This window comes from Jeotgalicoccus coquinae (assembly GCF_014207425.1).
Classification (GTDB): Bacteria; Bacillota; Bacilli; order Staphylococcales; family Salinicoccaceae; genus Jeotgalicoccus; species Jeotgalicoccus coquinae.
On record NZ_JACHFF010000001.1, the window covers coordinates 1,151,698 to 1,166,427 of the forward strand.

Consider the following 14,730-nt stretch of genomic DNA (forward strand, 5'->3'; position numbering starts at 1 on the left):
ATCAGTCCGGGCGGTGTTTTTCTAATATTAATTGGCTACAATGTTCACTAATTTCTGAGGTACTACGATAACTTTACGTACCGTCTTCCCTGTCAGCTCTTCTTTAATTTTCTCATCAGACAGTGCAATTTCTTCTGTTTCATCTTTCGACAGATCTCTTGCGATTTCAAGCTTGTTTTTAACTTTACCGTTTATCTGTACAACGATTTCAACTGTATCTTCTACAAGTTTAGTTTCGTCGTATGCCGGCCACTCAGCATATGCAAGTGTTTCTGCGTTGCCTAAGATGCTCCACAGTTCTTCTGCAATGTGCGGTGCGACAGGCGACAGAAGTTTCACAAAGTTTTCAGCGTAAGCTTTGCTGACTTCTTCTGCTTTATACGCTTCGTTTACGAAGACCATAAGTTGTGAAATTCCTGTGTTGAATAACAGCGACTCGAAGTCTTCTGTTACTTTCTTCACTGTTTCATTATAAACTTTATCAAGTGCAGGTGTTTCTTTGTCAACGATTTTCGCTGCAAGTTCACCTGTTTCTTCATTAATAAGCAGTCTCCATACACGATCAAGGAATCTTCTTGCCCCGTCGAGTCCGTTCTCGTTCCATGCGATGGATGCGTCAAGCGGACCCATGAACATTTCATACAGTCTCAGTGTATCTGCACCGTGTGAATATACGATATCGTCAGGGTTTACGACGTTACCTTTGGATTTACTCATCTTCTCGTTACCTTCACCAAGAATCATTCCCTGGTTATATAACTTCTGGAATGGTTCTTTTGTCGGAACAACGCCAAGGTCGTACAGGAACTTGTGCCAGAATCTTGCATATAACAGGTGAAGCACTGCGTGCTCCGCTCCGCCGATATACAGATCTACAGGCAGCCAGTGTTTAAGTTTTTCAGGATCAGCCAGCTGCTCCGTATTGTGTGGATCGATAAAGCGCAGGAAGTACCAGCTGCTGCCCGCCCACTGGGGCATTGTGTTCGTTTCGCGGCGGCCTTTAACGCCGTCTTCTCTTACAACATTGATCCACTCAGTGTTGTTTGCAAGCGGTGACTCGCCCGTACCTGACGGTTTAATTTCAGTCATTACAGGAAGTTCAAGCGGAAGTTCTTCTTCCGGAACTGTCGTCATCGTACCGTCTTCCCAGTGAATTACAGGAATCGGTTCGCCCCAGTAACGCTGACGGCTGAATAACCAGTCTCTTAATCTGTAAGTAATTTTCGCTTCGCCGGCATTTTTCTCTTCAAGAAGTTCGATTGCTTTCTTAATACCGTCTTCAAGTCCAAGTCCGTCAAGCGGGCCTGAGTTAATATGTGCGCCTTCGCCGGTAAATGCTTCTTCTTCAACATTTCTGCCTTCAAGTACCGGAATGATTTCCAGGTCAAACTGTTTGGCAAATTCATAGTCACGCTCGTCGTGTGCAGGTACAGCCATAATTGCACCGGTACCGTATGAAGCTAAAACATAGTCTGCAATCCAGATCGGCAGTTTTTCACCGCTTAACGGGTTCACTGCATATGCACCTGTGAATACACCTGTTTTTTCTTTAGCTAAATCTGTACGCTCAAGTTCACTCTTATGCGCTGCTTTTTCCTGGTAAGCTTTAACCGCTTCACGCTGTTCGTCAGACGTAATTTTATCGATTAATTTATGTTCAGGAGAAAGGACTGCGTACGTTGCACCGTAAATTGTATCCGGACGCGTTGTAAACGCAGAAAATGACTCATCGAAACCGTCGATTTCAAAAGTGACATTAGCCCCTTCTGATTTACCGATCCAGTTGCGCTGCATATCTTTTAACGATTCAGGCCAGTCAAGATCATCAAGGTCTTCTAGTAAACGGTCCGCATATTCAGTAATTCTGAGAATCCACTGTCTCATCGGTTTGCGTACTACCGGATGTCCCCCGCGCTCACTCTTGCCGTCGATGACTTCTTCGTTCGCAAGTACTGTTCCTAGCGCCTCACACCAGTTCACAGGTACTTCGTCTACGTAAGCCAGTCCTTTATTATACAGCTGGATAAAAATCCACTGCGTCCACTTGTAGTACTCGGGATCTGTCGTGTTAATTTCTCTGTCCCAGTCATAGCTGAAGCCAAGTTCTTTAATCTGACGGCGGAACGTATCGATGTTTTTATCGTTGAAAGCATGAATATCATTTCCTGTGTCGATTGCATACTGCTCTGCAGGCAGACCGAATGCATCCCACCCCATCGGATGAAGCACATTGTAGCCCTGCATGCGTTTCATGCGGCTGACGATATCTGTCGCTGTGTAACCTTCAGGGTGACCGACGTGAAGTCCTGCACCTGACGGATACGGGAACATGTCCAGTGCATAGAATTTCTCTTTGCCGATTTCATCTTCAGTTTTAAAAATCTTGTTGTTTTCCCAATGCTGCTGCCATTTCTTTTCGATATCTCTGTGTTTAAACGTCATTAGTTTTCCTCCTATTAAATAAAAAAATCCCATATCTAAAAAAAGATATGGGACGATCTATAAGACCGCGGTACCACCCGCATTCACATTATGTGCAACTTTAAAAAGTATGAAATTAACACAGACAAGTTCACTTGACGTTAATACCGGTTCACACCAGCCACCGGCTCGCTTAAAAAAACGTTTCTGCTACTGCTTCTGATATTAATAATATAGCTGAAATTCATTAATATAGCAAGGTTATGAGCCGTTCTCGACAGATAACAGCAGCTTTTTCTTATCCAGCCCGCCTGTATATCCGCCAAGACCGTTATTACTCGCTGTCACTCTGTGGCACGGGATAATAATTGAGATCGGATTTTTACCGTTCGCATTGGCGACTGCACGGGAATAGTTACTCCCGCTGATCCGTTCAGCCAGCGTCTTGTAGCTGATTGTTTCGCCGTATGGAATCTTAAGCAGCTGCTGCCAGACCGACTGCTGGAACGGCGTGCCGGAAACATTCGGATTAATCTTCACATCAAACACATCGCGTTCTCCGTTAAAGTACTCTTCCAGTTCACGGACACACTGTTTAATCACTTTATCCGGCTCATCAGACTGCCCCGCTTCATCGATGTAATCGATTTTAATAATCGCATCATTCAGCGACTCGATTCTGAGCGGGCCAATATCAAATTCCTTATAATACACAGCACCTGTCATACACATCAGTCCTTATACGTAATATTATATCCTTCGTCGTATCTCGCGCCAGTTTTTCTTAACAGAATTACATACGATAAAATACTCAAAACGATTAAGACACCGATAACCATCAGCATTGTGCCATGCTTAAGGTAGTATTCCTCACCGTTAAATCCAATCGTAAACTGTGTTAAATACCCCATTAAAAATATAAGTGCAAAAATAGTGACTGAAATAATGACGTTCGCTGCGGTATCCAGACGCAGTGCCGGATTCTTTTTGGAGACAACTGGATTCATCGTCCCAAGCAGCATCCCGAGCGGTGCAACAGTCAGTACAAGAAGCACCGATACGACTGCAGCATAGATTAATGTTGTTACCGGGACATCCAGTATAAAGTAAATAATAATTGTAATTAAAATATACATCGGTGTAATCGTTATAAAGTTATATAAATATTTTGCTTTAGCAATATCCATTCCGCTGACCGGCATCATTTTTAAAAATGCATACGTGCGTGCATCTCTTGCCGTATTCATCGCAGCAACAAACAGTGAAATCATAATCGAACCGGCGAATGCAATCGACATCATCACCTGATCGTCCGATGATGACTCTCCGCCGTATATCAACGGATTTGATGTCAGTAAGTATAAAAAGACAAAAGGAAATAAATACTGCGGCAGTACTGCCGACCATTCTTTAAAGTCTCGTTTTGTCATTGTAAAATCTTTGTTCAGCAGTGCACGAACCGGCGAACCTGTTTCAGCTGCGACTGTTTTTTTGCGTTCGACCATTCTCGTGTTCGCAGTTCCTTTAACAAATGCATCCGTAACGTAATTCAGAACCAGCCAGATTAATGCAGCTGATACAGCGGCAAAAACAACCAGCAGCAGAATGTACTTCACTGTTGATGGATTATATAAAAATCCTGCAAAGATAACATCAGCATTCGGCATCATCTCAATAACCGGCAGTAAATACTGCCCGCCCGCCACTATAATGAAGTAAGGCAGCACACCCGCAACACCGCCGGCCAGTGTGAGTACTTCACCGACGCGTCTTGCGGATGATACTTTCGTTACGGCAAATACGATTGCATATGCAACTGCAATACTCACTGCTCCGACGAACAGGAAATACACAGCACTGCTTAACACAAGCGCCGGAGCACCGTATCTTACAGCAAGTGTCAATCCTGCCGCAATACCGATAAACAGTACGACCGGCAATACTTTAAGAGTAAACTGGTAAAACAGTTTTACAGAAAATACAGCTTTCGGTGTCACCGGCAGTACCAGGTAGGAATCGATATTTTTATCCATAAACATTTCTTTAATAATGCCGTTCACTAAAAACAGTGCCAGTATTGCAATAAGAAACAGCGACAGCAGCACGAGAGCTTTGCCGATCATCATTTCTTCTGCATTCATCAGAAACAGATTAACGACCATCCACACTGCCGGAACAACCATCGCGAGCAGAATCATTACGAGGAATAAGTACAGTATTATCTTCCCTGTACTCAGCGCTTTAAAATAATTCAGTCTGGATTGTGCTTCAACTTTCAGTATACTCTTGAACATGCACGTCCTCCCCGTCTGTGAGCGCAAGGAATATATCCTCAAGCGTTCTTCCGCTTCCCGCCTGTTCGCGCAGTTCCTGAAGCGTGCCGAGCGCTTTAATCTCACCTTTATAAATAATACAGATACGGTCGGCAATTTCTTCTGCCAGACTTAATGTATGTGTCGTCAGAAATACCGTGTTCCCCTGCTTAACGTATTCCGTCAAATAGTTCTTCAGTTCGCGGTTACTCTTCGGATCCAGTCCGACGTTCGGTTCATCCAGGAAAATCACTTTCGGTGAATGCATTAATGCACCGATAACGACCAGTTTCTGCCGCATTCCGTGTGAATACTCCTCCACCAGTGTGCCGAGGTCCCCGCCAAGTTCGAACATGCTGACCAGTTCATCCCGTTTTTCTTTATATACCTGTTTATCCATTTTATATATACTTGCAACAAAGTTTAAATACTCGTTGCCTGTCAGTTTGCCGATAATATCCGGTGTGTCCGGTACGAAACTGATTTTTCTTTTCAGCTCCGTATTATTTAAGCGCATCGGTTCACCCAGTATTTCGACTGTGCCGTCTGTCGGTTCAAGCAGACCCATCAGCATTTTTATCGTTGTGGACTTGCCGGAACCGTTCGGTCCGAGGTAAGCAAACAGCTCCCCCTTTTTAATAGAAAGATTTATATTTTTAACAGCGGCTTTAGCGCCGTAGTTTTTCGTTAAATTACTGGCAGTAATCATTAAAGACCCAACCTTCTTATGATAAAATTAATAGAAATTGAAAGGATTGATATTATGCTGCAAAGAATACTTCCTGCAGGAAAAGACTTCATTAAAGAAATCGTCAGCACAGAAGATAAATTAGTCGATGCCACTTGCGGCAACGGCCACGATACAGGTTTTCTTGCCGGACTCGTACCGGACGGTCATGTGTACAGTTTCGATGTGCAGGCTGAAGCGATAGACAGCGCCCGCGAAAAATACCGGGCTGAGAATATTACTTTCGTGCACGACGGCCATGAAAACATCTCGAAGCACGTTGAAGCACCTGTTAAAGCGGGTATTTTTAACCTCGGCTATCTGCCGGGCGGCGACAAATCGATTACGACAGCATACGATACGACGATTGCTGCAGTGACAGATTTATTTGACTTACTGACGCCCGGCGGGCGTATTGTGATTGTCGTTTACCACGGTCATGACAGCGGTAAAATTGAACGCGACGCGCTGCTAGATACGCTGTCGGCATGGCCGCAGGATAAAGCCCAAGTTCTCCGCTATCAGTACATCAACCAGAAAAACAGTGCTCCGTTTTTACTCGTTATAGAAAAATTAAAGTAATCACACTGCGTATCAGGTAAAACCCGTACGCCGGGTTCCGTTTGGAACATCCGGTGTACGGGTTAAATTTTTTTGTCAAACACACTAAATTAATCTAATATAAGCCCGATTGAAAACAGCTGCGCATTAAAGAACTGCTCCATTAAATAATACGGATATTCTATATTATCCCTTTGGAAGATGCTGTGTTCTTCTGAATCCAGCATCGTAAAACGGAAATCATCCGATAATGTTCTCTTAATGTACTTCGCAGATAAATAAGGATTGATAATCTGATTATCGTTGCTCATAACGGTCAGTATCGGAACGCCTGCAACTTCTTCCATGTTTTCAGACGTCAGTTTCATCTGATTAATGATTGTCTTGTACCACTGGTAGCTGACTTTATCGACGATCAGTTCATCCGCCTTATAACGTTCAAGGAATCGTTTATCCTGCGTAAAGTAGTTCATCTTAATACCAAGATTAAACCTCGCTTCATCGCTCGTTACACGCACACTTGTCAGTATTGTATTTTTCCGGTTCATAAATGACTGTTTAAATGATAAGAGCGGATTTAGTGCGACGATGCCGTCCGACTGAATCCTGTTTTGTCTGTGCGCTTCAAGTGCAATTAAAGCACCGAGTCCCTGACCAATTACAAACGTCGGCAAATCATACTGTGCTGCAAGTGCATGCCATTCAGCCACTCTTTCCACATACTGCTCAAAACTGTTGATATGCCCTTTGTTGACACGTGTCGTCTGACCATGTCCCGGCAGGTCGCCTATTATGACGTGATAGCCGTCACGGCGAAGTTTTACAGTCAGCTCATCGTAGTACTCATGGTGCTCCAGTAAATCATGAACAATGACCACGACACCTTTTGGTTCGTTTTCTGTCTCCCACTTCCACATAAGCTTTCTCCTTACAAAAATATGCAAATTTGATATGATGGCTTTATTATAACATTTGAGATGGGAAAGGAAATTTAAAATGATAATAGATTATAAAAATCACACACCAAAAATCAGTGACAGTGCTTTTATCGCACCAAATGCAACAGTAATCGGGGATGTTGAAATCGGGGACAACTCTTCTGTGTTCTTCGGTTCGGTTATCCGCGGTGATATTGCACCTGTCCGCATCGGCAGCAATACAAACGTCCAGGATTTATCAGTACTTCACCAGACACCGGGTCTGCCGTTAACGCTCGGGGACAATGTGACTATCGGTCATAAAGTAACACTGCACAGCTGCACAGTGAAAGACGGCGCATTGATCGGTATGGATTCAATCGTGCTCGACGATGCAGTAATTGGGGAAAATGCATTCATAGGTGCCGGTTCATTAGTTACCGGCGGAACAGTAATTCCACCGAACACACTCGCTTTCGGACGCCCTGCAAAAGTGGTCAGAGAGCTGACTCCAGAAGACCTTGAGGAGATGAAACGTATCAACGAGACATACGTTGGTCACATTCCCAACTATAAAAACTAAATAAATAAAATATTTTACACCCTTTTTATCTTGAAAGACGATATAATGAATTAAGCATAAAAAGAAAACGCTTTATTTACAGGAGGATTAGCAATGGGAGTAGTTAGGGATATTTTCATCGGTTTATCGGAAAACAAGATTTTGAATAATGCATCAAAACAAATGGGACTTAGATTTGGTGCACAGAAAGTAGTCGGAGGAACGGGTGTTAAAGACACTCTCAATTGTCTGGCCGACTTAAATAATCAGGGTATGAGTGTTACATTTGATAATCTCGGAGAATTCATATCCGACCGCAAAGAGGCTGAGAAAGAAAAAAATAATATCATTAAAATGATTAAAGAGATTCAAAAAGAAGGACTGAATGCCCACGCATCGGTTAAACTTTCTCAAATCGGCTTAAATATTGATGAAAATTTCTGTTATAACAATATAAAAGAAATTCTTGATGCGGCGAAAGAAACTAATATGTTCGTAAACCTGGATATGGAGAACTATTTATCAAAAGAACAGTCACTGACAATTCTTGATAACCTGCTCCGTGAATACGATAATGTCGGAACCGTTATTCAGGCGTATTTCTATGACGCTAAAAAAGATGTCAGAAAATATAAGAATTTACGCACGCGTTTAGTAAAAGGCGCCTACAAAGAGCCTGATACAATTGCTTACCAGTCGAAAGCTGATATCGATCAGTCTTACTTCGAAATTATTAAAACACATTTAGTGGAAGGTAACGGATTTACGTCAATCGCAACACACGACCACAACATCATCGAGAAGACAATTCGTTTTATTGAAACGCAGAACATTTCAAAAGACAAATTTGAATTTCAGATGCTGTACGGTTTCCGTAAAGACTATCAGCAGGATTTAGTCGCACGCGGATACAACATGTGTGTATACGTACCATACGGAACTGACTGGTACGCTTACTTCATGAGAAGACTTGCAGAGAGACCTCAAAACCTTAACCTTGTAGTTAAGTCCATGACTTCAAGTAAAAAAGTACAGGCCGGTATTGCTGCAGCAGCTGCTGTCGCGGGACTTGCACTTGTACGTAAAGCACTTAAAAATTAAGTACAGATTGGAATTTTTATGAATAAATATTTAAGTATAGGCGCAGGTGCAGCACTCGGTGCACTTTTGCGCTTTTTACTATCCATAGGCGTACTGACGCTGCAGATGCCGTTTTACAGCGGTACTTTAATAGTGAATATGGCCGGTGCACTTCTGATTGGTTTCTTTATTGCAAAGGAATTAAAACCGTCAATGCACAGCTTTTTAATTACGGGATTCCTCGGAAGCTTCACGACATTTTCGATGCTGAGCTATGAACATTATTTACTGCTCTCTTACGGAGATTATGTAATGTTTATCGTATATCTGGGTATCAACCTGATGCTGGGCGTCGTTGCTGTATTCCTAGGATTTACGCTCGGAGGTAAAAAAATAAATGATTAATATACTGACGATGATGGTTGCAGCGGCACTGGGTGCCTGTCTCAGAGCATATATTAACGAGCTGCCTGTTTTAAAAAATAAGGAAATGCCTTACAGTACGATGGCTGTAAACATTACAGGCGCATTCCTGATGGGATTCGTCGTTATGCTGGTCACGGCAAATACCCAGTATTACTTAATTATCGTTACCGGGTTTTTAGGCGGCTTTACGACATATTCACAATTTGCTTTAGATCAATTTAATTTACTCAGAGATAAGAAAACAAAGTTATTCTTAAAATACTCTTTCAGCACTATTTTCTTCACATTAGTCGCTGTTGCATTCGGACTGATTGCCGGGAGTATGTTTGTTTAAAATTAAAAATACCTTCGATTCATTTAAGAATCGAAGGTATTTTTATGTTCTTATAAAAAAAAAGCGGCCTGGAGGCCGCTCTAAAACATTTTAGTTTTTAGGTTTTCTTCTGAAGAATGCTAACACAGCACCTGCAGCAAGAAGTATTGTTGCAACAATTCCAATCGGCGCAGCAGCTACACCAGTGTCAGGAAGAATACCAGATCCGGAATCTTTCTCCGCACCATCATCTCCGTCAACTTTCGTTACTTCCGAAGAACCTTTCTGTCCGTCATCACCGGAACCATCACCTACAGTACCAGCTTCGCCGTCACCAGGGACAACGATTTCAATACCGTCAGTTGAGTTACCAGCTTCATCTGTTACCGAGACATACAATACCTGTCCAGGCGTTACAGCATCAGGATCAATGCTGATTGAGAAGTTTCCATCCTCATCAACAGTACCCTCAGCGATAACATTTCCATCAGCGTCAGTAATTAATACAGTTCCAGGCTCATTAGATGTACCTGTTACAGTATACCCATCCTGTGAGTTACCTGAGATGACTACATCGCTTACTTCAGGCGCAGTGACATCGGCACCCGAATCATCTTCCGGAACAACTAATGTGATAGCTTCACTGAAGTTATTATTAGCATCAAGACCGTAGATACTTAATGTTTCACCAGGAGTTACAAGACTTGGGTGAATATTAATAACGACACTGCCATCCTCAGCAATTGTACCAACACCAATTCTTTCACCGTCAGCATTCTCAATAATTACAGCATCTCCAGGCTCTTCACCTGTACCTGAGATAACATAACCGTCTGTAGAATTACCGTCGATAGTGAAATCTCCTAATATTGGAGCCTCATTATCATTAGGATCAATTGGTAATGTGTCACCAGCAGGAACGAATACATACTCTGCATCACCAGACACATTATCTTTATTTATTCCGACTACCGCTAGCTCTTCACCAGGAGAAACCAAGATTGGATTAACGTTAACTTCAAAGTTTCCATCTTCCCCTACCACTGCAGAACCGACTACGTTACCTGCAGAGTTGTAAACATGAACAACATCTCCAACCTGAGGAGAATTCGTTGATCCTGAAACTACGTAACCATCGTTAGCATTGCCATCAATAGCAACATCGTTCAGACCAGGAGCAACTAAATCTGAATCTGCGTCTGAGTCTGCGTCAGCATCTGAATCTGCGTCAGCATCTGAGTCTGCGTCAGCATCTGAATCTGCGTCAGCATCTGAGTCTGCGTCGGCATCTGAGTCCGCGTCGGCATCTGAATCTGCGTCAGCATCTGAATCTGCATCTGCATCAGCATCTGAGTCCGCGTCGGCATCTGAATCTGCGTCAGCATCTGAATCTGCATCAGCATCTGAATCTGCGTCGGCGTCAGCATCTGAGTCTGCGTCGGCATCTGAGTCCGCGTCGGCATCTGAATCTGCGTCAGCATCTGAGTCTGCGTCGGCATCTGAGTCCGCGTCGGCATCTGAATCTGCGTCAGCATCTGAATCTGCATCTGCATCAGCATCTGAATCATCTAATGGAAGAACAGTAATAGTAGTTGTATCACTTACTTTACCGTCTAATATTTGAAGTAATACAATCTCTGTACCAGCTTCTAAGTTTTCATCAAGTTCAATAGTGTAAGTTCCATTGTTTGCAATCTCTACACGAGCTGCGAAAGCAGAAATAGCTTCCGGTACTGTAGCTGATCCAACTTCAACATCATTTACATATGCAATAACGTCTGCATTGACGATACCTTCTCCTTCGATAAGAAGTTCATCTTCATAAATGTCTGATGCAGTTGGTCCTTCTAATGTAGTAACTGGAACTGTTACCTCTGCAGGTTCACTGTCGACTCCATCTTCATTTGTAGAAACTAAAGTAATTACTTCATTTTCCACGACTTCATTTCTAGTGAAACCTTGATTGAAGACTCCTTCTTCATCGGCTACAATCGTTCCGATTACAACTCCATCTACATTCGTAAATGTCACAGTACTTCCTGGTTCAGTAACACCATTTACGGAGTAACCATTAACGTAGTCACCATCTATACCAACATCTGAAAGTTCAGGAATCACGTCTTGATCTCCGTCGCTATCTGAATCTGCATCGGCATCCGCATCAGCATCAGCGTCGGCATCAGCATCGGCGTCTGCATCGGCATCAGCGTCGGCATCAGCGTCTGCATCAGCGTCGGCATCCGCATCGGCATCGGCGTCTGCATCGGCATCAGCGTCGGCATCTGCATCAGCATCCGCATCGGCGTCAGCATCCGCATCGGCGTCAGCGTCGGCATCAGCATCGGCATCAGCATCGGCGTCAGCATCAGCGTCGGCATCAGCATCGGCGTCTGCATCGGCATCAGCGTCGGCATCCGCGTCGGCATCCGCATCGGCATCGGCGTCGGCATCTGCATCGGCATCAGTATCGGCGTCAGCATCGGCATCAGCATCGGCATCAGCATCCGCATCAGCATCAGCGTCGGCATCCGCGTCAGCGTCGGCATCAGCATCCGCATCGGCGTCGGCGTCGGCATCGGCGTCTGCATCGGCATCAGCGTCGGCATCAGCGTCTGCATCAGCGTCGGCATCCGCATCGGCATCGGCGTCTGCATCGGCATCAGCGTCGGCATCTGCATCAGCATCCGCATCGGCGTCAGCATCCGCATCGGCGTCAGCGTCGGCATCAGCATCGGCATCAGCATCGGCGTCAGCATCAGCGTCGGCATCAGCATCGGCGTCTGCATCGGCATCAGCGTCGGCATCCGCGTCGGCATCCGCATCAGCATCAGCGTCGGCATCAGCATCGGCATCAGCATCGGCGTCAGCATCGGCATCAGCATCGGCGTCAGCATCAGCATCAGCATCAGCGTCGGCATCCGCGTCAGCGTCGGCATCAGCATCCGCATCGGCGTCGGCGTCGGCATCGGCGTCAGCATCGGCGTCAGCATCAGCGTCAGCGTCGGCATCAGCATCGGCGTCAGCATCCGCATCAGCATCCGCATCAGCGTCAGCATCCGCATCAGCATCGGCATCGGCATCAGCGTCGGTATCGGCATCGGCGTCGGCGTCGGCGTCGGCATCAGCGTCCGCATCTGCATCGGCATCAGCGTCAGCATCCGCATCGGCGTCAGCATCCGCATCGGCGTCAGCATCCGCATCGGCGTCAGCATCCGCATCGGCGTCAGCATCCGCATCGGCATCAGCATCCGCATCGGCGTCAGCATCCGCATCGGCATCAGCATCGGTATCAGCATCCGCATCGGCGTCGGCGTCGGCATCGGCGTCAGCATCGGCGTCAGCATCAGCGTCAGCATCGGCGTCAGCATCGGCGTCAGCGTCAGCATCCGCATCAGCATCCGCATCAGCGTCAGCATCCGCATCGGCGTCAGCATCGGCGTCAGCGTCAGCATCCGCATCAGCATCCGCATCAGCGTCAGCATCCGCATCCGCATCGGCGTCAGCATCCGCATCAGCGTCAGCATCCGCATCAGCGTCAGCATCTGCATCAGCGTCGGCGTCAGCGTCGGCATCGGCGTCAGCATCAGCATCGGCGTCAGCATCCGCGTCGGCATCAGCATCTGCATCCGCATCAGCGTCAGCATCCGCATCCGCATCGGCGTCAGCATCTGCGTCAGCATCCGCATCGGCGTCGGCATCGGCGTCGGCGTCAGCATCCGCGTCGGCATCCGCATCCGCATCCGCATCGGCGTCAGCATCTGCGTCAGCATCCGCATCGGCGTCGGCATCGGCGTCGGCGTCAGCATCCGCGTCGGCATCAGCATCCGCATCCGCATCGGCGTCAGCATCAGCATCGGCGTCAGCATCGGCATCAGCATCTGCATCAGCGTCGGCATCTGCATCAGCATCGGCATCAGCGTCAGCATCCGCATCGGCGTCAGCATCCGCATCGGCATCAGCATCGGTATCAGCATCCGCATCGGCGTCGGCGTCGGCATCGGCGTCAGCATCTGCATCAGCGTCAGCATCGGCGTCAGCATCGGCGTCAGCATCCGCATCAGCATCCGCATCAGCGTCAGCATCTGCATCCGCATCAGTGTCGGCATCGGCGTCGGCATCGGCGTCAGCGTCAGCGTCAGCATCAGCGTCGGCATCAGCATCGGCGTCGGCATCTGCATCAGTGTCGGCATCTGCGTCGGCATCTGCGTCAGCATCGGCATCGGCGTCTGTATCATCGACATCAAATGGAATCATTACTGAATTTTCAGCTTCATCAAACAATGAAATATCTACCGTTGTATCTTCAATTCCAATCCCTTTAATTTCAATCGGACCAGTAACATTAGCAGGTTGGTTTACAAATACGTCGAGTTCAACCTCTGTCTGACCCAATACTTGAGCACTAGCTAATTGTGATGTTATATCTAATGTACCGTCAACTAGATTTTCTACTAATGGATTTATAGCAGTTGTAACTGTATTCCCAAGCGTATTTAGTACAGGGTTCAGCAGGAAACCTAAAGTTCCACCTATAAGACCCGTTGTTTTAATATTTCCAATAGCTGTTCCAACACCATTTAGAGCATCGATTACAACATCATTCACTAAAGTTGTAAGATGTGCTGCTAAATCATCAGGGAACTCAACAATAATTTCACCATTTGCTCCTATGGTATAATCAACAGTAAGTTCTTCCGTTGTCAAGTTCTGTAAAGAAGCGTCAAGATTGTTTAACACATCCAATGCAGCCACTAATTCTGGCACACCTGATATACCAATCAATGGGTTATTGAGAATATACTGGTCAACTATTCCCACTAGTTCATTGACCGTAGAAGTAAGATCTCCAGTGATCCCTCCTATAGCAGTATATAACGCTGGTAAGTCTTCTTCTAAATTAATTGGAAGCATTTGTATAGTGATATTAGCTTGTCCATTTTGATAAAGGTCTTCAGCTGAAAGTTCTGGCGCATAAAATACAACTTTTCTGTTCGGACTAATTAATTCAACATCAGCTAAACCATTCCCGACAAAGCCAAGACTCATGTTGTAATCATAAGGCTCAGTTGTTTCTGAAAGTTCAGCAGAGATATCAACTCCAGTTAATATCTGAACTTCAGATAACGATTGAGCGTATGCTACATTTTCAACATTGGTATGACCACTGAAGTAATCTATGTATGGTCCAAGGGGAGCAATCATAAGATTGGCTGCCACTACGGTCATCCCGATTTTCTTAAAAAGAGAGTGTTCGGACTTACGATTTAATGCTTTCTTATAATCGTAATTCTTCAACTTCTTCTTTCTATCATTGTTCGACAATAAAAATTCCTCCTTAAAAAAATAGAATTTCTTAACTATAGTACAAAAAATGTAACAAATATTCCCATTAAAGAAATATATTTGTTACA

The 14,730-nt window shown here is 45.3% G+C and carries 12 protein-coding genes and 1 pseudogene; 5 read left to right on the forward strand and 8 right to left on the reverse strand.

Annotated elements, in window-relative coordinates:
• Nucleotides 1-27: 27 nt before the first annotated feature.
• From leuS to HNR41_RS05640, 4 genes are all read right to left on the reverse strand, one after another.
• A complete protein-coding gene (gene leuS, locus HNR41_RS05625; RefSeq protein WP_184282546.1) occupies nt 28-2,442 on the reverse strand; it encodes a leucine--tRNA ligase in 2,415 nt (804 codons plus the stop codon).
• A gap of 240 nt (nt 2,443-2,682) precedes the next feature.
• Nucleotides 2,683-3,147 carry a methylated-DNA--[protein]-cysteine S-methyltransferase gene (locus tag HNR41_RS05630; protein WP_184282548.1) on the reverse strand — a complete coding sequence of 155 codons (465 nt, stop codon included), beginning with the start codon at nt 3,145-3,147 and terminating at the stop codon, nt 2,683-2,685.
• Nucleotides 3,148-3,152: 5 nt separating this feature from the next.
• A complete protein-coding gene (locus tag HNR41_RS05635) occupies nt 3,153-4,715 on the reverse strand; it encodes a putative ABC transporter permease subunit (RefSeq protein ID WP_184282550.1) in 1,563 nt (520 codons plus the stop codon).
• Nucleotides 4,690-5,442 carry an ABC transporter ATP-binding protein gene (locus tag HNR41_RS05640; RefSeq protein WP_184282552.1) on the reverse strand — a complete coding sequence of 251 codons (753 nt, stop codon included), beginning with the start codon at nt 5,440-5,442 and terminating at the stop codon, nt 4,690-4,692. The genes HNR41_RS05635 and HNR41_RS05640 overlap by 26 nt, the downstream gene beginning before the upstream one ends.
• A 51-nt stretch (nt 5,443-5,493) precedes the next feature.
• Between HNR41_RS05640 and mnmM the strand changes: the two genes are divergently transcribed.
• Nucleotides 5,494-6,042 carry a tRNA 5-(aminomethyl)-2-thiouridylate-methyltransferase MnmM gene (mnmM, locus tag HNR41_RS05645; RefSeq protein ID WP_184282901.1) on the forward strand — a complete coding sequence of 183 codons (549 nt, stop codon included), beginning with the start codon at nt 5,494-5,496 and terminating at the stop codon, nt 6,040-6,042.
• 89 nt (nt 6,043-6,131) lie between these two features.
• Here mnmM and HNR41_RS05650 read toward each other — a convergent pair whose 3' ends face one another.
• Entirely contained in the window at nt 6,132-6,938 is an 807-nt protein-coding gene (locus HNR41_RS05650; RefSeq protein ID WP_184282554.1) for an alpha/beta fold hydrolase, read from the reverse strand.
• A gap of 79 nt (nt 6,939-7,017) precedes the next feature.
• Between HNR41_RS05650 and HNR41_RS05655 the strand changes: the two genes are divergently transcribed.
• From HNR41_RS05655 to crcB, 4 genes are all read left to right on the forward strand, one after another.
• Complete coding sequence (locus tag HNR41_RS05655) at nt 7,018-7,521, forward strand: gamma carbonic anhydrase (protein ID WP_184282556.1); 504 nt, start codon at nt 7,018-7,020, stop codon at nt 7,519-7,521.
• 93 nt (nt 7,522-7,614) lie between these two features.
• Nucleotides 7,615-8,601, forward strand: a complete 987-nt coding sequence (locus tag HNR41_RS05660) for a proline dehydrogenase family protein (protein WP_184282558.1) — start codon at nt 7,615-7,617, stop codon at nt 8,599-8,601.
• An 18-nt stretch (nt 8,602-8,619) separates the two neighbouring features.
• Nucleotides 8,620-8,985 carry a fluoride efflux transporter FluC gene (locus HNR41_RS05665; RefSeq protein WP_184282560.1) on the forward strand — a complete coding sequence of 122 codons (366 nt, stop codon included), beginning with the start codon at nt 8,620-8,622 and terminating at the stop codon, nt 8,983-8,985.
• Nucleotides 8,978-9,340 carry a fluoride efflux transporter CrcB gene (gene crcB / locus HNR41_RS05670; protein ID WP_184282562.1) on the forward strand — a complete coding sequence of 121 codons (363 nt, stop codon included), beginning with the start codon at nt 8,978-8,980 and terminating at the stop codon, nt 9,338-9,340. The genes HNR41_RS05665 and crcB overlap by 8 nt, the downstream gene beginning before the upstream one ends.
• 90 nt (nt 9,341-9,430) lie before the next feature.
• Here the strand turns inward: crcB and HNR41_RS11480 are convergent, their stop codons facing one another.
• The 3 genes and pseudogenes from HNR41_RS11480 to HNR41_RS11485 all read right to left on the reverse strand — a co-directional run.
• Nucleotides 9,431-11,437: an Ig-like domain-containing protein gene (locus tag HNR41_RS11480; protein ID WP_184282564.1), complete on the reverse strand. Its 2,007-nt coding sequence runs from the start codon at nt 11,435-11,437 to the stop codon at nt 9,431-9,433.
• Nucleotides 11,434-13,560, reverse strand: coding sequence for a hypothetical protein (locus HNR41_RS05680; RefSeq protein WP_184282566.1), 2,127 nt, complete (start codon nt 13,558-13,560; stop codon nt 11,434-11,436). Before HNR41_RS05680 ends, HNR41_RS11480 begins: the two co-directional genes overlap by 4 nt.
• Before the next feature lie 19 nt (nt 13,561-13,579).
• Nucleotides 13,580-14,545 (reverse strand): annotated as a pseudogene (locus tag HNR41_RS11485) (adhesive domain-containing protein); the annotation flags it as partial.
• Nucleotides 14,546-14,730 lie beyond the last annotated feature (185 nt).